The organism is Bacillus sp. ILBB4, from assembly GCF_035064545.1.
In the GTDB taxonomy this organism is placed as follows: domain Bacteria; phylum Bacillota; class Bacilli; order Bacillales; family Bacillaceae_H; genus Priestia.
In genome coordinates this window covers 1,092,232-1,110,521 of sequence record NZ_JAIQVD010000001.1, presented here as the reverse complement: position 1 = coordinate 1,110,521, position 18,290 = coordinate 1,092,232, and the positions used below count along the sequence as shown (strand labels likewise).

Below are 18,290 nucleotides of genomic sequence, written 5' to 3'. Positions count from 1 at the left end.
TAAAAAGGTTTGATAAAATTAAAAGCCACTAGTATATACTAGTGGCTTTTTTCGCGTTTAATTATGAGTGCTAACTAGACGCGAAAAAATATTTTTGCAAAGAGGAATTTTACTGTATAAATAAGGGAAGCAAAATAGTAGATTTTATAGTAAGAGTTCAAGCATACGTGATAGAATGATAAATGAAAAGATAGTATATATATCCATCTCAGAGAATACTTTGAGGCCAAAGGTAAATAAAGGATGCATGGATAGCTTTTTGTAGATATCGCAGCACTGCGGTAGTAAGAGGCTAAACGAAGTAAGATAGTCTGATAGAAAGAGTGATAAAAATGGGTTTTGTACGAAAAGTAATGGATTATTTACTAGGATACGAAGTGAAAGAAATCGTTGTAGACGAACATGGAAATACAACGGAAGAATACCCTTTAAATAGAGAAAAAACAATTCCTAAAAAGAAGGCTCCTAAGCCTAAACAAATGCAGTCAGTTCATCAAAAGCCAGTGATGAAAGCAGCGCCAAAACCTTCTGTTCCACACTCGGCCAGAACGCAAAAGCGGAGTTACAGTGAAGAGCAGCAAGATGTTCATACAAAAGTAGCTTATCAATATCCAAAAGGAACGTTTCGTTTTCCTTTAATTGATGATACGGGAGAAGCAAAAAAGGTAGCAGTTCCTAAAAATGAACCAAGGCCTGTAGCAAAAAAGGCACCGGCTCCGTTTTATCAAGAGCCTGCTCGCAAGTCGGCGCTAACGCAGCCTAAGTCAGTATCTCAGCCGTTAAAAACGGTATCTGAAAAGAAAGAAGCGGTTCCGCAAGTAAGAAAACGTCCGTTTCGTCCGACTGAAATTCCTTCACCTGTCTATGGGTTTAATAAGCGGCCTTCTAATGTTGTACAAAATGGAAGTGAGGAAGTAGTAGAATATGAGCTTCCGAGTACACAGTTATCAAAAGCAGCGTTTGAAGATGAAATTTACCGACGAGCGATGAATACAGCTGTTGTAGAGCCGTTAAGAAAACCAGTTTCTAAGCCTATAGCCGAAGAAGCACCGATTCAAGAAACAGAAGAAATGATGCAACTGTCTTCTCAGCGTTTTGCTCAGTGGAAGCAATATGAGGAAAATCAAAAAGAGAAGCTATCATTTCCTGAAGAAAAGCCAAGTTCTTCAGTAGCCGTAAAAGAACAGGAAGAGGTGCCAACTTTTGAAGAATCACACGCGGTCGAACCGTTAGTGGGACAAGAGAGAACTCTTGACTGGGATTTAGCGAAAGGTATGACAGCGGCCGAAGAAGTTACAATTTCAGAGGAACCGCGCCCGTCTGAATCATCAGTTTCTCTCCAACAAGAGATAGGAAATGAGACTGAAGAAGTAGAAGCAGAAACGTTGATGAACGAAAGCGCAGTGTTTTTACAAGCAGCAGAAGAAGTAGAAGTAGAAGCACTAAAGCCTAGAAAGAAAGAAGAAGCTCCAGCTGCTGAGAAAGAAAGTGACGTCATTCTAGAAGAGCCAGCAAACAGTGTTCATATGGAAGCAGAACATGAGCTGAATTCTGAAAGTTTAAATTCATCGCAACCCGCAACTGATGAATGGCAACCAGAAGCGGCATCGGCTGTTGTTCACCAAGAGCTTGAAAATTCGGTGATAAAAGAGGAAGAGAGCAGTATGCAGGAAAGTCAAGAGTTACAAGAACAAGTACAGCAAGAGTCAGCTGTAGAACCTCTTGTACCTGCAGAACAGCCAGGAAATGCTGAACGAGCTGGCGGTAAGCGATTAGTGCCTTTTAACGTGATGATGCTGAAAAAAGACCGCACAAAGATGGATAACAGCGCTCGAGAAAAAAGTCAGCCGTCTCAAGGTTCATACCAAAGGCAGGAGGCAGAAGCTCTGCAAAAAAAAACGGAAGTAAGTAGGCAAGAAGAAGTTCACGGTGAAAAAACCAAAGAAGCGGTTCCACAGGCTTCGTTAAAAGGTGAAGAACCTGTAAATGTAAAGGCTTCTTCTCCTTATGCATTTCCTGGAATGAACTTGCTTAACATTCCTCCAGCTGCTATTGAAGAAGATAATCAATGGGCGGATGAGCAGCGTGAGCTTTTGGATATGACATTAAAAAACTTTAACGTTCGAGCTAAGGTCGTAAACGTCACGCAAGGTCCTACCGTGACCAGATTTGAAGTACATCCTGAACCCGGTGTGAAAGTGAACAAAATTACGAATTTAACAGATGATATTAAACTGAGCCTAGCCGCGCGTGATATCCGAATTGAAGCGCCAATTCCAGGGAAAAATACGATTGGAATTGAAGTGCCAAATCGTCAAAGTAAGCCGGTGTTAATTCGTGAAATTTTGAGGCATCCTTCTTTTAGAAAAGATAACTCTCCTTTAACGGTGGCGTTAGGGTTAGATATTTCAGGAACGCCGGTTGTGACTGACTTGAATAAAATGCCTCACGGTTTGATTGCCGGAGCGACAGGGTCTGGTAAAAGCGTGTGTATTAATACTATTATCGTCAGCTTGCTTTATAAAGCTGCGCCGCACGAAGTCAAGCTTATGTTAATTGACCCTAAAATGGTTGAGCTAGCTCCTTACAACGGTATTCCGCATTTAGTCAGCCCGGTTATCACGGATGCTAAAGCAGCTACTACAGCTTTAAAATGGGCAGTAGAGGAAATGGAGCGCCGTTATGAATTGTTTGCACATGCGGGCGTACGTGATATTACAAAATACAACGAACGTGTAAAAGAACATAATGAAAAAAGCGGGGAGCTGCCATATCTAGTTATTATTATTGATGAACTTGCCGACTTAATGATGGTATCTCCTGGGGAAGTAGAGGAAGCTATTTGCCGTATTGCACAAAAGGCAAGAGCATGTGGCATTCACTTATTGCTTGCAACGCAACGTCCTTCCGTAGATGTGATTACAGGCTTAATTAAAGCGAATGTGCCAACGCGTATTGCATTTTCTGTTTCTTCGCAAGTTGATTCACGTACAATTATCGACACAGGGGGAGCAGAGAAGCTACTAGGTAAAGGTGATATGCTGCTTCTTGAAAACGGCTCTTCTAAAAGCGTTCGAATTCAAGGGAACTTTGTTTCAGATGAAGAAATTGACCGCGTTGTAGATCATGTCAAAAAACAAATGAAGCCAACATACTTATTTGATCAAGAAGAGTTGTTGAAAAAGCAGCAAAGCTTTGCTTCAAATGAAGAAGATGAGCTTTTCTATGAAGCATGCGAGTTTGTGCTAGATCAAGGCGGTGCATCTACTTCCAGTCTGCAAAGACGCTTCAGAATGGGGTACAATCGCGCAGCGCGCCTAATTGATATGATGGAGCAGCAAGGAATTATTTCAGAAGCAAGAGGAAGCAAGCCGAGAGATGTGCTCATTACCGAAAACGAGCTTCAGGAAATGGAAAGTCAAACAGCCACTTCTACATTTTAAGCTGTTTTTCTACATGTAGGTTAAAAAAGAGGCTGTGCAAAATCAGCAGAATACAGCATTGTGTGAGCTAACGCTCTGTCACTGTATCCGTGGCCTCTTGTTTTTCTGCTTTAAGTTCGTTTATACAGAATTTGAGTAGAGATTTTGGAAGAAATCCATCAAGAAAAAAAGGAAAAGGTTTGTCAGAACTAGTAAAATGATTTACTATATGTAAGGATAATGTGTGTTTTACTTTTTTAGCATGTGATAGTTTGCTATCATTTCTCACCAGCAGAAACATATGAGCTGAAGGCGTATAAAGAGGACAAACTAAATAATTAGAGTACGAGTGAAGAGTAATGACAGAAGAAAATCATGAACTGATTAACTTTAATGAAATTCGTGAACAAAAGCAGCTTCAGTCTGATAATGCTATTTGCGACTTTTACAATCAATATTTCTTTTTTGTGAACCGCTATACGAATATACGAGAAAAAGTGCGGGCTTCACATTTATTTAAAGAGTTAGTAAACTTGCCTCATGAGGCGCCTCTGTCTGATTCCCATGAACAATTATTTTTTCAGTGGTTTGCATTTGAATATGTAACCATTCAGGGGAAAACCCTGCTGCAGCTTTTTTTAGCTGATCAGGCGAAGCAGAAAACAGAGTCGTTTTTGATTCAAGGAGCCTTTTTTTTGACGAGTGTACTAGAGCCAATTATTGTGTCTAAAGTACCTAATTCGTTTTTCTTAAAAGGATATACCCCATTGACAAATGAGCAGGTTATCATCAAAGATGTAAGAGGAAGATTTGCAAATTTAGAGGAACAACAAGTAATTTGGATTCGAAAAATAAAATCAATCGGATATGACGTGTTAATTGACTCTTTCTTTTTAGGACATAAACAACGCATTGAACAGTTAGTAACGCAATATAATGACAAAAAAAATGCAATGACATGGCGCTCGTTTTTAAAACAGCAGGCTATATACTATGTGATGAAGCCAAAATAAAAGGCCGTTTCGCAAGGCAAGAGAGTAGAAATGGAGTCATGGAGTTATGTTATAAGACGTGATATAATGTACGAATGTTATCGTGAAATCAGCAATCAAACGACATTTATATACGTTTGTAAGAGCAATTCTAGATAACCGTCATATACTGTCTTACAGATAGACGAATGTTGGAGGTTCTTTATATGACAGTTTACCATTTTGTAGGTATTAAAGGAACAGGAATGAGTGCGCTTGCGCAAATCCTAAACGATATGGGCTTTCAAGTTCAAGGATCGGATATTGAAAAAGAAATTTTTACGCAAAAAGCACTAGAACAGCAGGGAATTCCTGTTTTACCATTTGATAAAAATAATATTAAAGACGGCATGACTGTAATCGCAGGAAATGCTTTTCCTGATACGCATGAAGAAATTGCAGAAGCAGCTTCAAAAGAAGGAGTCAAGCTTGTACGCTATCACCGTTTCTTAGGTGACTTTATGAAACAGTATACGAGTGTAGCCGTAACAGGAGCACACGGAAAAACATCCACAACGGGTATGTTAGCGCATGTGATTCAAGGAGCTGAACCTACTTCATATTTAATTGGAGACGGTACGGGTAAAGGTGTAAAAGACAGCAAGTATTTTGCGTTTGAGGCATGTGAATATCGCCGCCACTTCTTATCTTATACGCCAGACTATGCAATTATGACGAATATTGATTTTGATCACCCTGATTATTTTGCCAATATCGACGATGTATTCAGCGCGTTCCAAGAGATGGCACTTCAAGTCAAAAAAGGAATTATTGCCTGTGGTGACGATGAACATCTGCAGCAAATTCAAGCGAAGGTACCTGTTCTTTATTACGGATTAGGCGAAGAAAATGATTTCCAAGCACGTAATATCGTAAAAAGCACAACAGGCACAACATTTGATGTGTTCGTTCGTAATACATTCCACGCATCATTTGAAATTCCAGGGTATGGCGACCATAACATCTTAAATGCACTTTCTGTTATTGCACTTTGTCATTATGAAGAAATTGACGTTGCTGTGCTGCAAGAGCGTTTTAAAACATATCAAGGTGTAAAGCGTCGTTTCAGTGAAAAGAACGTTGGCAAACAAGTGCTAATCGATGATTATGCACACCATCCAACGGAAATTAATGCAACGATTTCAGCTGCTCGTCAAAAGTATCCAAACCGTGAAGTTGTGGCTGTTTTCCAACCGCATACTTTTACGCGTACACAAACGTTCTTAGAGGATTTTGCAGCAAGCTTACAGCACGCTGATAAAGTATATCTATGTGACATTTTTGGATCAGCTCGTGAGCATCAAGGTAAATTATCAATTGAAGATTTACGAAGCAAAATCAGCGGAGCTGAATTAATTAATGAAGAAACAATTGAATCGTTAAAAGACCATAATGAAGCTGTATTAGTATTTATGGGTGCTGGAGACATTCAAAAGTTTGAAAAACTATATCAGCAAACCGTATCATAAAAAAAAGGCACTCAGGAGAGTGCCTTTTTTTATTTCAAAACTCATTTTAAATTTTCAGGATTTAACGCTTTTAATTCCTCAATGATAAATAGCCCGTCTTTACGAATTAACACGTCATCGAAATAAATCTCACCGCCGCCGTATTCTGGGCGCTGAATCATCACCATATCCCAGTGGATATTTGACTTATTTCCATTATACGCATCTTCGTAGCACTCGCCAGGAGTGAAGTGGAAACTTCCGTCAATTTTTTCATCAAATAAAATGTCTTGCATTGGATGTTGAATATATGGATTTACGCCAATCGCAAATTCGCCAACAAAACGTGCGCCTTCATCCGTATCAAAAATGCCGTTGATGCGTTCTGTATCATTAGCGGTTGCTTCAACAATCTTACCGTTTTTAAATGTTAAGGATACATTCTCAAACGTAAAGCCTTGATAGTTAGAAGGAGTGTTGTAAGAAATTGTTCCGTTTACAGAATCACGTACAGGAGCCGTGTATACTTCACCGTCCGGAATATTCATTTCCCCGGCACACTTCACTGCAGGAATATCTTTAATAGAGAACGTTAAGTCTGTATTCTCACCTGTTAAACGCACTTTGTCCGTACGGTTCATGAGCTCAACTAAAGCATCCATCGCTTTGCTCATTTTGCCATAGTCTAAGTTACATACATCAAAATAAAAATCTTCAAATGCTTCTGTACTCATTTTAGCAAGCTGCGCCATTGAATCGTTTGGATAGCGAAGAACAACCCATTTTGTTTTTGGAACGCGAATTTCTCTATGTACTTTTTTACCGATCGTATTTCCTTGGATTTTCATTTTATCTGCCGGAACATCTGATTGTTCAAAAATGTTTGAACCAGAACGCAAGCCAATATAAGCATTCATTTCTTTCATCACATTTGCTTCAAAGTCTGCCATCATATTGAACTGCTCTTCTTGTGCACCGTTTAAAAGAGCGCGGTCTACCGAATGATCTTTTAGCAGTACAAATGGATAGCCACCCGCCTTGTACGCTTCATCTACAAGTGCTGTCACAAGTTCGCGCTGAAGTCCAAAGTTTTCGATTAATACTTTTTCTCCTTTTTGAAGGCGAACAGAATAATTAATTAAATTTTTAGCTAATGTCGCAATTCTAGGGTCTTTCATAAATAGTGCCTCCTTAAAATAACAATGATTGGTGATTCACTTTCTATTGTACCCCACTGAGCTTATTTTGTTTGTTTTTATGCTTTAAAATCCTTTTTTCTTTAGGAAGGGAAATAACTCATATATCGCGAAATAATGTAACAATCTTCCCTTTTTCTGAATAAAGGCAGAGAGAATATGGTAAAGTTAAAGAGTCTATAGGGAGTAGAAGGTTTAATTGTTTATAAAATTGGGAAAGTAGTTATAACAAGAGAGAAGAAAATAGGAGGTGCCTTGCACAGATGGTTATTATTCTTTATTTAAGCGCTGCTATTGTTGCCATTGCGATTTTTTACCTGGTGGTTTCCGTGTCCAAAACATTGAAATCCGTTCAGCACACATTAAATTCAGTGGCAGGTACTTTAGACGGTGTAGAAAAGCAAATGACAGGAATCACAGCCGAAACAACTGCACTTTTACATAAGACTAATCTGTTAGCTGAAGATATTCAGCGTAAATCCGAAGCGCTGAACACAGTGGTGGATTCTGTTAAAGGCGTAGGTGACTCAATCCAAGACCTAAATAAGTCTATTAAAAGCGTATCATCAAGCGTTTCAGAGAAAGTAGAAGAAAATAAAGAAACTGTTGCTCAAGTTGTTCAATGGAGCAATGTTGCATTAGACGTATGGGAACGTATAAAATTAAGAAAACAGAAAAAAGTTGACGCAGAGCCTGTACCTGTTGAAGTAAAAGAAAAAGCGGTTCAACGCTCACGCTCATTTTCATAAGGATGAACTTTAAAGGAGGAGACGCATATGTCAAACAAACCAAATAAACCAAACAACACTTCAAATAAAGGCTTTTTAGTAGGAACAGTGATTGGAGGAGTTGTAGGAGCTGCAACGGCATTACTACTTGCTCCAAAATCAGGTAAAGAGTTCCGTTCTGATTTAAATGAGCAGGCAGCTTACGTTCGTTTAAAAACAGAGCAAGCGAAAAACAGCGCTGTTGAAAAAGGACAAGGGTTTGCTCAAACGGCTAAAGAAAAAACGGCTGGTCTATCACAAACACTGTCTGAGCAATCTTCACAAGTAGTGGACAAGGTGAAAAACTTCCGTAAAGTAGATCCTGAACACGAAGCATTACCGCCAACAAGCTTAGAAGTGCTTGCTGATGAAGTTGAGTCTCAAAGCAACGAAGACGTTCAGCAAAAGCTAACAGAAGCTCAAAAAGCACTAGATGAAGTGGAAAGCACAGTGCCACGACCATAATAAAGAATCAAAAGCGTTTACCCTACAGGGTGAACGCTTTTTTTGTATGTAATTTAGGTTGGATAACAACAAGTAAATAATCGTTTCATTGCAGGAAACCCCCCCACCTTATAAATGAATTTATGAGCATCATACATAAAGCTGAGCACTCTTTTTGTATGGAAACGGTCAAACCATGTAAACTTAAGAGTAAGTACAGAAAGGGTGAAAAAAATGAAAAAAATTTCAACAGTTGAAGAGTTCGAACAAGTTGTAAAGGAAAACAATCGCTTTTTATTTTTAAAACACAGTACAACGTGTCCAATTAGTGCAGCTGGTCATGAGGCATTTTCAGCATTTGCTTCTAGTCATGAAGACATTCCTTCTTATTATCTTCATGTCCAAGATTCACGTGATGTATCTAACTATATTGCTGAGACGTATGAAGTGAAGCATGAATCACCTCAAGCGCTTCTGTTTGAAGATGGAAAAGTAAAGTGGCATGCTTCTCACTGGAACATTAACGAAGACGAATTAGCGAAAAACGTAGCTCACTAATCGAAAAAGTATTTTAGTAAAAGAAAAATCCGAACATTAATCGTTCGGATTTTTTCATTGGCGGGGTGAACGTAGGTTTACTGTATGGAGCTGCTTCTAGCGGTTGATTGGAGGGCAAGACGAAGACTCCTGCGGGAAAAGCGAAACAGGTGAGACCCCACAGGAGCGTAAGCGACGAGGAGGCTCAGCGGCCGCCCGCGAAAAGCGAAGTCTTGCACAGAAATCAACAGCGGTATGACACGCAATCCATAATAGATTGTTTATCCCATTTGTTCGCCTTTAGATTGGAGCGATTTAGCTATGCCTCAACCTCTTTTTTTTATAAGCTGATTGCGGTTTCATCCGCTTTTTCGTACAATAGATGTAGTTTAGCACATAAAAGCAGAGAAGCCCCTTACATATATCCTCCATCATCTATCATCTTATGTAGTAACCCTGCTAAACGGATTTTTTAAAATCAGTGAAAGGGTGGACGTACATGACGAATTCAGATCTTCAGCATTTGCGATCTCAAATTGACGAAGTAAATATGAAACTGTTAAAGCTTATTAATGAGCGAGGCGAGCTTGTTCAAGAAATAGGAAAGTTAAAAGGAATGCAGTCAACCAAACGGTTTGATCCCGTTCGTGAACGAGCAATGCTTGATGCGATTTTAAGCAAGAATGAAGGACCGTTTCAAACGTCTACGCTTCAACATATTTTCAAAGAGATTTTTAAAGCTCATTTAGAGCTTCAAGAAGATGATCATCGTAAAGCACTTCTTGTATCCCGTAAAAAGAAGCGGGAAAATACAATTGTTACGGTAAAAGGAGAAACAATTGGTGACGGACTTCAGCGTTTTGTAGCAGGACCTTGTTCCGTTGAAAGCTATGAGCAAGTAGCAGCCGTAGCAAAAGCCGTAAAGCAGCAGGGCGTGCGGATGCTTAGAGGCGGAGCCTACAAGCCAAGAACATCTCCTTATGATTTTCAAGGCCTTGGCTTAGAAGGATTGCAAATTTTAAAAAGAGTAGCTGACGAATACGATTTAGCCGTTATTAGTGAAATTGTCGACCCCGCTGATATTGAAACAGCTGTAGAATACGTAGATGTGATTCAAATTGGTGCTCGTAATATGCAAAATTTTGAGCTGTTAAAAGAAGCGGGTGCGGTGAAGAAGCCTGTCTTATTAAAGCGAGGCTTAGCCGCTACGATTGATGAGTTTATTAATGCTGCTGAATACATTGTTTCAAAAGGAAATGATCAGCTGATTTTGTGTGAACGAGGAATTCGTACGTATGAGCGAGCAACGCGAAATACGCTGGATATTTCAGCTGTTCCCATTTTAAAACAAGAAACTCATTTACCTGTTTTAGTCGACGTCACGCATTCAACGGGAAGACGAGATTTACTTGTTCCAACGGCTAAAGCAGCTCTTGCCATTGGAGCAGATGGAATTATGGCAGAAGTTCATCCAGATCCTGCGGTAGCACTTTCTGATTCAGCTCAGCAAATGGATATCCCGCAATTTACAGAATTTATGAAGCAGCTAAAGCCTATATGTAACTTAAATTTATAAAAAAACGTAAAAATGAAAAATTCGTATACTTTTATGACAAGTTTGAGGCACTTAATGGTTTCAAGCTTGTTTGCCTTTCGTTATAATAAAGATAAGCGAAATTATCACGTATTTTGAAAACAGTCGATAACTTTTGTCAAAATAGGAAAGAATAAGTGCAAATCCAAAAAACAAGAATTTATGAAATTCTCGTGAAACTTGTCGGAAAAAGGCGGTAAATACGTTGCGATGAAGCACATAGTATCGTATAGTAGTTACAGATATTCGCTATCATTCTGTGATTGCATATGATATAAATTCGCGATTCACTTTTTTTATTTACTTAATATACACCGTCTTTTACATTGTTACATATAAACTGGTAAAATTGTCTTTGCCACGTAATAATAAGGGCATAACAGGAATGATTTAGATGCATACAGGGTATCTAAGCTGTATGTAAGAGTGAAGGAGCTAGAAATAGCCATTCTATAAAGGAAGATGGATTTATATACGTAAATACAAGAAATGAAATAAGGATAAAATAAACGAAATGTTTTTCGATAAGGAGTGTTTGTTGTGAACGTAACAATTTATGATGTAGCAAGGGAAGCAAGCGTGTCGATGGCAACGGTTTCTCGTGTGGTAAACGGAAATCCAAATGTAAAACCATCAACTAGAAAAAAAGTATTAGAAACAATTGAAAGACTAGGCTATCGTCCGAACGCAGTAGCGCGTGGACTAGCAAGTAAAAAAACAACGACAGTAGGAGTTATCATTCCTGATATTTCAAATATTTTCTATGCAGAATTAGCGCGTGGAATCGAAGATATTGCAACGATGTACAAATATAATATCATCTTAAGTAACTCCGATCAAAATCAAGATAAAGAACTTCACCTTTTAAATAACATGCTTGGTAAACAAGTAGACGGAATCATCTTCATGAGTGGGAATGTAACGGAAGAACACGTAGAAGAGCTAAAAAAATCACCGGTTCCAGTTGTACTTGCAGCATCAATCGAATCAACTAACCAAATCCCATCTGTAACTATTGATTATGAACAAGCAGCTTTTGATGCAGTGCAATCACTAATTGACAGCGGTCATAAAAATATTGCATTCGTTTCAGGTACGTTAGAAGAACCAATCAATCATGCGAAAAAAGTAAAAGGGTACAAGCGTGCTCTTACTGAAAGCGGATTGCCTGTACGTGATTCTTATATTGTAGAAGGAGACTACACGTACGATTCAGGTATTGAAGCGGTTGAAAAACTATTAGAAGAAGATGAAAAGCCAACTGCTATTTTCGTTGGAACGGATGAAATGGCATTAGGCGTTATTCACGGGGCACAAGATCGCGGGTTGAATGTACCAAACGATCTAGAAGTTATCGGTTTTGATAACACAAGACTTTCAACAATGGTTCGTCCTCAGTTAACATCTGTTGTACAGCCAATGTATGATATTGGTGCAGTAGCGATGCGTCTCTTAACAAAATACATGAACAAAGAAACGGTAGACAGCAGCATTGTACAGCTTCCTCACCGCATCGAGTTCAGACAATCAACAAAATAATACCTGTGAATGAATAAGAACGAATCCAAAGTTCAGACACGGGGAGATAGAATATGAAAAAAGTTGATATGCTCACACCTATAGGGATACTAATTGGTATCTCTATGGTTGTGTTTGGGGTTATTTCAAGTGGAGGAATGAGCGGTTTTTTAGCTTTTATTGATGTACCATCGATTTTAATTGTACTGGGAGGCGTTTTTGGTACGCTGTGCGTGAGCTTTCCTTTAAAACAATTGAAAAATATGGGGAAAGTAGGGAAACAAGCGTTTCAATCTAAAGAAATAAACGTAGAAGAAATTGTAGGAACATTTGTACATTTATCGGAAAAAGCGCGTCGAGAAGGACTTCTATCGTTAGAAGCAGAGCTTGAACAAATCGATGATTCATTTGTGAAAAAAGGTATTTTGCTAGCCATTGATAGAGTAGAACCGGAAATGATTCGAGAACTGCTTGAAGCTGAAATAGCTGCAGTGGAAGAAAGACATGCGAGAGGTCGAAGTATGTTTGAAAAAGCAGGCGATTATGCCCCCGCTTGGGGAATGATTGGGACGCTCGTTGGGCTAGTGCTAATGCTTAAAAGCCTTAATACCCCTTCATCGCTTGGGCCTAACATGGCAATTGCTCTTTTAACGACTTTCTACGGGGCGCTGCTTTCAAACTTGTTTTTTCAGCCAATCGCAGCTAAATTAGCTGGTAAAACGGAGCATGAGCTTTTTGTTAAAGAAGTGATTATTGAAGGTGTCATCGGCTTGCAGGCGGGTCAAAATTCTCGCTTTGTGCAAGCAAAGCTAAAAGTATTTGCCCCTGTTGAAAAACGAAAGCTGGAAGAAAAGAGAGAACACTTTCGTGAAGCGTAGAAGAAAAAGGTATTCGGCACAGTCGCCAAAATGGATGGTAACATTTGCTGATTTGGTGACGTTAATATTAGTTTTTTTTATTTTACTATTTTCAATGTCTAGCGTGGATAATCAAAAGTTTCAGACCGTTGTCAATTCGCTTACAAGCGGTGGATCATTAGCTTCTGTAGAAAAGAGCCAGCAGTCTCAAAAGCTGGATAGCATTTTAGCGAAAGTGCAGGACTACCTGAAGGAAAATAAGCTTCAGAATGTCATTACTGCTAAGCGAGATGAACGCGGGGTTGTGCTTATTTTACAAGAACAGGTGCTGTTTGAAACAGGACAAGCCGACATTTTGAAAAAAGGTACCCCTTTTCTGGATGAATTAGGAAGGTTATTCAGTACTATTCCAAATGATATTAAAGTAGAAGGTCATACCGACAATCGACCCATTCACACCTATCGTTATCCATCTAATTGGGAACTATCGGCAGCGCGTGCTAGCGGCGTCATACGTTATTTAACGAACCATTTTTCTCTTTCTGCTAACCGCTTTGAAGCACTTGGATACGGAGATACAAAGCCGCTTGTTCCGAACACGTCTAATGGCAATCTACAAAAAAATAGGCGCGTCGAAATTATTATTTCAGATCCCGAAGCACAGTGAAAAAGGCCATACACTTGTATAGCCTTTTTTAAGAATGAGATGTATGAGAACGAATAGGATAAAGAGCGCGCTCAAGAGTTTGAGCGTTTTTTTCTGTTATTTCTGGTTTTCTTGGAATTGGCTGATAGATATTAGGTTCATCATCCCACTTTGTGCAAACGGGGTGAGGCGATATTCTTGTCCATTTTTCAAGCCATGACAGAGGAAGCATGCCTTCTGCCTTTCGTTCAATCATTTCAAGCCAAATAAATGACCAAGCCCGAGGAACAACCCGCCAAATATCATAACCTCCTCCGCCAACCGCAATCCATCTTCCCTGACAGTATTCATGGGCAATTTCATGAGCAATTTTAGGAATTTCACGGTATATTTTCGTGGTGCCGCATAAATGAGTGAGCGGATCGTAATAATGAGAATCGGCTCCATTTTGTGTCAAGATAACATCTGGTTTAAAAAAAGCAGCTACTTCTTTTAAAGAGGTCTTATAAACGTCGAGCCAAGACTCATCTTCCGTATAAGCATCAACAGGCACATTAAATGAATAACCATAGCCTTCACCGTGCCCGCGTTCGTTAACGTTTCCCGTGCCTGGAAACAAGTAGCGTCCCGTTTCATGAATGGAAAGAGTGCAAACGGAAGGGTCGTCATAAAATGTCCATTGCACTCCGTCACCGTGGTGAGCATCTGTATCGACATAGAGAACACGCGCGTTGTACTTTTGCTGCATATATTTGATGGCTACCGCGCTATCGTTATAAATACAGAAGCCGGAAGCTTTTCCTCGAAAGCCGTGGTGCAATCCTCCTCCTAAATTTAGAGCATGCTTAGCTTTTCCAGTCATCACATAATCTACAGCAGTAAGTGTACCCCCAACTAAAAATGCACTAGCTTCATGCATGTTGGGAAACATAGGTGTATCTTCTGTTCCAAGACCAAAATCTGCTGCTTTTTCAACAGAAAGCTCGCCGCTTCCTGCTAATTTTACCGCTTGAATATAGCTAGTATCATGGACAAGCTGAAGTTCTTCATCAGATGCCATCCGCGGTAATACAATATCTTGATTGCCTAAAGCGCCAAATTCCCGTAACAGTTCATATGTTAGTTGAACACGAAGCTGGTTAAACGGATGATTATTGCTGAATTTGTACGAAAGAATATCATCTGAATAAATAAATACAGCATTACTAGTCATTACGTCATCTCCGGTAATTTAGGCCACAACACCTCATAGCCGTTTTCTTTTAATGTATTTATACTAATCAATGGATTAATAGCTTGAATGCGAAGCACAAGGATTTTATATCGTTCATCTACATCAGGGTAGACGAGTACGCTTAAGATGTTTGTTTTCTTTGAACCAAAAAGGGATGTAACTTCAGCGAGCACGCCAGCCTTATTTTCTACTTTTATTTCAATTTGTGAACCTGGCTTATTGGTGCCGGTAAGCTGAATAAACGTATGTAATAGATCTCTTTCGGTAACAATGCCTACTAACCGCTTGTTTTTTGTGACGGGAATACAACCGATTTGATGTTCATAAAAAATACTTGCAATTTCTTCAACAAAATCAAGAGGGTGAGCTGTAATGACTTCTTTTTGCATAATCATCCGCACGGGTTCGGATAGAAGAGCAGATGTATAAGTATTATCTAAAATAGATGGACTTGCATCTCTTACGTCTCGATCAGAAATGATGCCAACTACGTGATGAAGGTCATTAACGATAGGAATATGTCTAATCTTATGTGTATCTAAAAGTTTCATAGCTTCAGCAATCGTATGGTCGGGGGTTAAGGTAACGAGATCAGTTTTCATCATCTCTTCAACAATCATCAGACACAGCTCCTTTTCTTAAAGGTCAGCTTAATACATAAAGCGATTTCGAAAGCGCAGGCTATCAAATTCTTGTATGCTTTCTTGAGGTACTCTGCTCCCGATTCTTACCATCAAACAATTAGCAGGGTGGGAGCTAATCTCCGGATCATCTGTGGCAAACCACGTCAGTCCGCCTTTATTCATCATTTTCTCCATAATTTTGCGGTAATCCCACACATTTAGCCCTGTTCCTTTTAAATCCCAATGCCAGTAGTATTCTGTCGTAATGACAATATAATCTTCCATTGCATCATCCATCATAGATACAATAAGCAAGTTTTTACCAACAGCGTAGCTGCGAAATGGAGCGGCTACCTCTATAGCTCCTAATTCGATTAAATTCTCCATATTTCCTTCCGACCATCGTTCTAGAGGATCGGGATATAAAAAGGTTACATAACCAATGATTGTATGATGATGGCGAGCAATAATGATTCTACCTTCAGGCAAGTTGGCAATCTCGATCAATGCTTCTTTTTGCTGTTCAGGTGGACGAAAGGCCGTTAGTTGCTCATGAAAATCAAGTTGTTGCAAGGTCTTGGATGAGACAGGTCCTTCAATAACAATTGCTCCGACAGCGGTTTTTAGTTCTTTCATATTGTATGTTTGGGAATGTTTCACATGAATCACCACCTTCAAGCAGTCTTATCTGTATTATAATACAAAAAAAACTTTATATTAAAGCGTTTTCAAAAAATTAAATAAAAGAAAAGGAGTTTTTTAAAATATATAGAATAGAAAATTAAAAGAGATTCTTGTTAATTCGACACTTCTATAACAAAGGTTGTCATATAACAAGGGAGACTATTATCCCAATTCCGACAAATAATTTTTATAAAATTGTGAAAAGTATATTTTTGTTATATAATAGGTTTGTAAATTTTATACATAAGGGGGAGTTTGTGATGAAGGTGGAAGCGCTTCCTGTAATTGAAGGGGTATACAACTTACAGGACTATGATAAAACGTATCAAACCTTTGACTGGTCACAAGTGGAGAAGGAATTTTCATGGCATGAAACAGGTAAACTAAATGCAGCTTATGAAGCAATTGATAAGCACGCAAACTCTACGCGTAAAAATAAAGTTGCGCTTTATTATCGAGATGCGCAGCGCAATGAAAAATATACATTCAAAGAAATGAAAGAATGGTCAAACAAAGCCGCAAACGTGCTAAAACAAACAGACGTAGAAAAAGGAGATCGCGTGTTTATCTTTATGCCTCGCTCTCCGGAACTTTATTTTGCGTTGTTAGGCGCGGTAAAGCTTGGCGCTATTGTTGGGCCTTTATTTGAAGCGTTCATGGAAGGTGCAGTAAAAGATCGTTTGCAAGACAGTGATGCAAAAGTGTTAATTACAACGCCTGAATTGCTGAGCCGCGTTCCGGTGAAAGATTTGCCAGCTTTAAAACACATTCTCCTTGTAGGGGAAAATGTAGAAGAAGAAGGCATTCAACTAGATTTTCTGAAGCGATTAGAAGCGGCGAATAAAGAGGTGGAAATTGAGTGGGTAGATAGAACAGATGGTATGCTGCTTCATTATACATCAGGTTCAACTGGCAAACCAAAAGGCGTACTTCATGTTCACAACGCAATGCTTCAGCACTATCAAACTGCAAAGTGGGTACTCGACTTAAAAGATGACGATGTGTATTGGTGTACAGCAGATCCCGGTTGGGTAACGGGGACTTCTTATGGGATTTTTGGTCCTTGGCTTGCTGGAGCAACCAATGTGATTGTAGGAGGACGATTTAGTCCAGATGCATGGTATCAAGCACTTGAAGATTTTGGCGTAACGGTTTGGTACAGTGCACCTACAGCTTTTCGAATGCTAATGGGTGCTGGTGATGACTTAGTTAAACGCTATGATTTAAGCAATCTCAGACATGTATTAAGTGTGGGAGAACCGTTAAATCCTGAAGTGGTACGCTGGGGAATGAAGGTGTTCCAAAAACGTATTCATGATACGTGGTGGATGACTGAAACTGGCGGTCAGACGATTTGTAATTATCCGTCTATGAAAATTAAGCCAGGATCTATGGGGAAACCAATTCCAGGTATACAAGCAGCAATCGTTGACGATCAAGGACAAGAGCTTCCACCTTATCGAATGGGTAACTTAGCAATTAAAAAAGGCTGGCCATCTATGATGCATACGATTTGGAACAACAAAGAAAAGTATGAGTCATATTTTATGCCAGGTGATTGGTACGTATCAGGTGATTCGGCGTATATGGATGAAGACGGTTATTTTTGGTTCCAAGGCCGAATCGATGATGTTATTATGACGGCAGGAGAACGCGTGGGTCCATTTGAAGTAGAAAGTAAGCTTGTTGAACACCCTGCTGTAGCAGAAGCGGGTGTTATTGGTAAGCCTGACCCTGTGCGCGGGGAAATTATTAAAGCATTTATCGCACTTAGAGATGGGTATGAATCTTCAGATGAACTGATTGAAGATATTCGTCAATTTGTGAAAAAAGGGTTAGCTGCTCATGCAGCCCCGCGTGAAATCGAGTTTAAAGATAAGCTACCTAAAACACGAAGTGGTAAAATTATGCGTCGCGTTTTAAAAGCGTGGGAATTAGATTTGCCAACGGGCGATTTGTCAACGATGGAAGACTAAGGAGTAAATGTTTCAATCTTTGTAGGGAAAATAAGTGATTTTTATAAAGTTCAAACAGCCAGCTGTTTGAACTTTTTTTTGGACTTGAATTTTAAAATGAAATCATTCATAATTGTGGGGTGTAAACTTTTAAATAAAATAAACTGCAGTGATAGGAAGAAGTAATACTTGTCTCCCTGTTTAAGAGAGCTGATGGTTGCTGAAAATCAGTACATAGACAAATATGAAATACGTCCTTGAGCATCTTTTGTGAACTTACAGTAGCAAAAGACGGGTAGACCGTTACATCATTTAAGTGGGAAATAATTTATTT

At 39.2% G+C, this 18,290-nt stretch carries 16 protein-coding genes and 1 other annotated feature (1 of these 17 running past the window's edge); of the genes, 12 read left to right on the top strand and 4 right to left on the bottom strand.

The window, feature by feature from the left end; translation table 11 throughout:
* Positions 1-332 precede the first annotated feature (332 nt).
* From LAV82_RS05850 to murC, 3 genes are all read left to right on the top strand, one after another.
* Complete coding sequence (locus LAV82_RS05850) at positions 333-3,443, top strand: DNA translocase FtsK (protein ID WP_499715726.1); 3,111 nt, start codon at positions 333-335, stop codon at positions 3,441-3,443.
* 338 nt (positions 3,444-3,781) lie between these two features.
* Positions 3,782-4,435, top strand: coding sequence for a hypothetical protein (locus LAV82_RS05845; protein WP_013059500.1), 654 nt, complete (start codon positions 3,782-3,784; stop codon positions 4,433-4,435).
* 185 nt (positions 4,436-4,620) lie between these two features.
* Complete coding sequence (murC, locus tag LAV82_RS05840; RefSeq protein ID WP_013059499.1) at positions 4,621-5,922, top strand: UDP-N-acetylmuramate--L-alanine ligase; 1,302 nt, start codon at positions 4,621-4,623, stop codon at positions 5,920-5,922.
* A gap of 41 nt (positions 5,923-5,963) precedes the next feature.
* Here murC and LAV82_RS05835 read toward each other — a convergent pair whose 3' ends face one another.
* Positions 5,964-7,079: an aminopeptidase gene (locus LAV82_RS05835; protein ID WP_499715725.1), complete on the bottom strand. Its 1,116-nt coding sequence runs from the start codon at positions 7,077-7,079 to the stop codon at positions 5,964-5,966.
* Between the two features lie 281 nt (positions 7,080-7,360).
* Here LAV82_RS05835 and LAV82_RS05830 point away from each other — a divergent pair, with 281 nt between their 5' ends.
* The 8 genes from LAV82_RS05830 to motS all read left to right on the top strand — a co-directional run bounded on the left by LAV82_RS05830 (position 7,361) and on the right by motS (position 13,481).
* The gene (locus tag LAV82_RS05830) at positions 7,361-7,846 is read left to right on the top strand and encodes a DUF948 domain-containing protein (protein WP_013059497.1); all 486 of its coding nucleotides are present in this window, start codon (positions 7,361-7,363) and stop codon (positions 7,844-7,846) included.
* Between the two features lie 27 nt (positions 7,847-7,873).
* On the top strand, positions 7,874-8,329 hold the full coding sequence (locus tag LAV82_RS05825) for a YtxH domain-containing protein (RefSeq protein WP_013059496.1): 456 nt from the start codon (positions 7,874-7,876) through the stop codon (positions 8,327-8,329).
* Between the two features lie 213 nt (positions 8,330-8,542).
* Positions 8,543-8,866, top strand: a complete 324-nt coding sequence (ytxJ, locus tag LAV82_RS05820; protein ID WP_013059495.1) for a bacillithiol system redox-active protein YtxJ — start codon at positions 8,543-8,545, stop codon at positions 8,864-8,866.
* 103 nt (positions 8,867-8,969) lie between these two features.
* On the top strand, positions 8,970-9,104 hold the full coding sequence (locus LAV82_RS05815) for a hypothetical protein (protein ID WP_499715724.1): 135 nt from the start codon (positions 8,970-8,972) through the stop codon (positions 9,102-9,104).
* A gap of 240 nt (positions 9,105-9,344) precedes the next feature.
* Positions 9,345-10,421: a bifunctional 3-deoxy-7-phosphoheptulonate synthase/chorismate mutase gene (locus LAV82_RS05810; RefSeq protein WP_013059494.1), complete on the top strand. Its 1,077-nt coding sequence runs from the start codon at positions 9,345-9,347 to the stop codon at positions 10,419-10,421.
* 558 nt (positions 10,422-10,979) lie between these two features.
* Positions 10,980-11,978, top strand: a complete 999-nt coding sequence (gene ccpA / locus LAV82_RS05805; RefSeq protein ID WP_013059493.1) for a catabolite control protein A — start codon at positions 10,980-10,982, stop codon at positions 11,976-11,978.
* A 53-nt stretch (positions 11,979-12,031) separates the two neighbouring features.
* Positions 12,032-12,835: a flagellar motor protein MotP gene (gene motP / locus LAV82_RS05800; protein WP_499715723.1), complete on the top strand. Its 804-nt coding sequence runs from the start codon at positions 12,032-12,034 to the stop codon at positions 12,833-12,835.
* On the top strand, positions 12,825-13,481 hold the full coding sequence (motS, locus tag LAV82_RS05795) for a flagellar motor protein MotS (protein WP_029319972.1): 657 nt from the start codon (positions 12,825-12,827) through the stop codon (positions 13,479-13,481). Before motP ends, motS begins: the two co-directional genes overlap by 11 nt.
* Positions 13,482-13,509: 28 nt before the next feature.
* On the opposite strand, the gene LAV82_RS05790 is transcribed toward motS, so the two are convergent.
* The 3 genes from LAV82_RS05790 to LAV82_RS05780 are packed head-to-tail and all read right to left on the bottom strand — an operon-like array spanning position 13,510 to position 15,977.
* On the bottom strand, positions 13,510-14,673 hold the full coding sequence (locus tag LAV82_RS05790; protein ID WP_499715722.1) for an acetoin utilization protein AcuC: 1,164 nt from the start codon (positions 14,671-14,673) through the stop codon (positions 13,510-13,512).
* On the bottom strand, positions 14,673-15,314 hold the full coding sequence (locus tag LAV82_RS05785; protein WP_211077211.1) for an acetoin utilization AcuB family protein: 642 nt from the start codon (positions 15,312-15,314) through the stop codon (positions 14,673-14,675). The genes LAV82_RS05790 and LAV82_RS05785 overlap by 1 nt, the downstream gene beginning before the upstream one ends.
* Before the next feature lie 30 nt (positions 15,315-15,344).
* Complete coding sequence (locus LAV82_RS05780; protein ID WP_013059488.1) at positions 15,345-15,977, bottom strand: hypothetical protein; 633 nt, start codon at positions 15,975-15,977, stop codon at positions 15,345-15,347.
* Between the two features lie 284 nt (positions 15,978-16,261).
* Between LAV82_RS05780 and acsA the strand changes: the two genes are divergently transcribed.
* A complete protein-coding gene (gene acsA, locus LAV82_RS05775; protein ID WP_013059487.1) occupies positions 16,262-17,977 on the top strand; it encodes an acetate--CoA ligase in 1,716 nt (571 codons plus the stop codon).
* A gap of 139 nt (positions 17,978-18,116) precedes the next feature.
* Positions 18,117-18,290: a binding site (T-box leader), on the top strand; it runs 37 nt beyond the window's last position.

What these genes read in the sequence shown, in the direction of transcription:
- LAV82_RS05850 (WP_499715726.1), top strand. Translation starts at nt 333, where the DNA reads ATGGGTTTTGTACGAAAAGTAATGGATTATTTACTAGGATACGAAGTG.
- LAV82_RS05845 (WP_013059500.1), top strand. Translation starts at nt 3,782, where the DNA reads ATGACAGAAGAAAATCATGAACTGATTAACTTTAATGAAATTCGTGAA.
- murC (WP_013059499.1), top strand. Translation starts at nt 4,621, where the DNA reads ATGACAGTTTACCATTTTGTAGGTATTAAAGGAACAGGAATGAGTGCG.
- LAV82_RS05835 (WP_499715725.1), bottom strand. Translation starts at nt 7,079, where the DNA reads ATGAAAGACCCTAGAATTGCGACATTAGCTAAAAATTTAATTAATTAT.
- LAV82_RS05830 (WP_013059497.1), top strand. Translation starts at nt 7,361, where the DNA reads ATGGTTATTATTCTTTATTTAAGCGCTGCTATTGTTGCCATTGCGATT.
- LAV82_RS05825 (WP_013059496.1), top strand. Translation starts at nt 7,874, where the DNA reads ATGTCAAACAAACCAAATAAACCAAACAACACTTCAAATAAAGGCTTT.
- ytxJ (WP_013059495.1), top strand. Translation starts at nt 8,543, where the DNA reads ATGAAAAAAATTTCAACAGTTGAAGAGTTCGAACAAGTTGTAAAGGAA.
- LAV82_RS05810 (WP_013059494.1), top strand. Translation starts at nt 9,345, where the DNA reads ATGACGAATTCAGATCTTCAGCATTTGCGATCTCAAATTGACGAAGTA.
- motP (WP_499715723.1), top strand. Translation starts at nt 12,032, where the DNA reads ATGAAAAAAGTTGATATGCTCACACCTATAGGGATACTAATTGGTATC.
- LAV82_RS05790 (WP_499715722.1), bottom strand. Translation starts at nt 14,673, where the DNA reads ATGACTAGTAATGCTGTATTTATTTATTCAGATGATATTCTTTCGTAC.
- LAV82_RS05785 (WP_211077211.1), bottom strand. Translation starts at nt 15,314, where the DNA reads ATGATTGTTGAAGAGATGATGAAAACTGATCTCGTTACCTTAACCCCC.
- acsA (WP_013059487.1), top strand. Translation starts at nt 16,262, where the DNA reads ATGAAGGTGGAAGCGCTTCCTGTAATTGAAGGGGTATACAACTTACAG.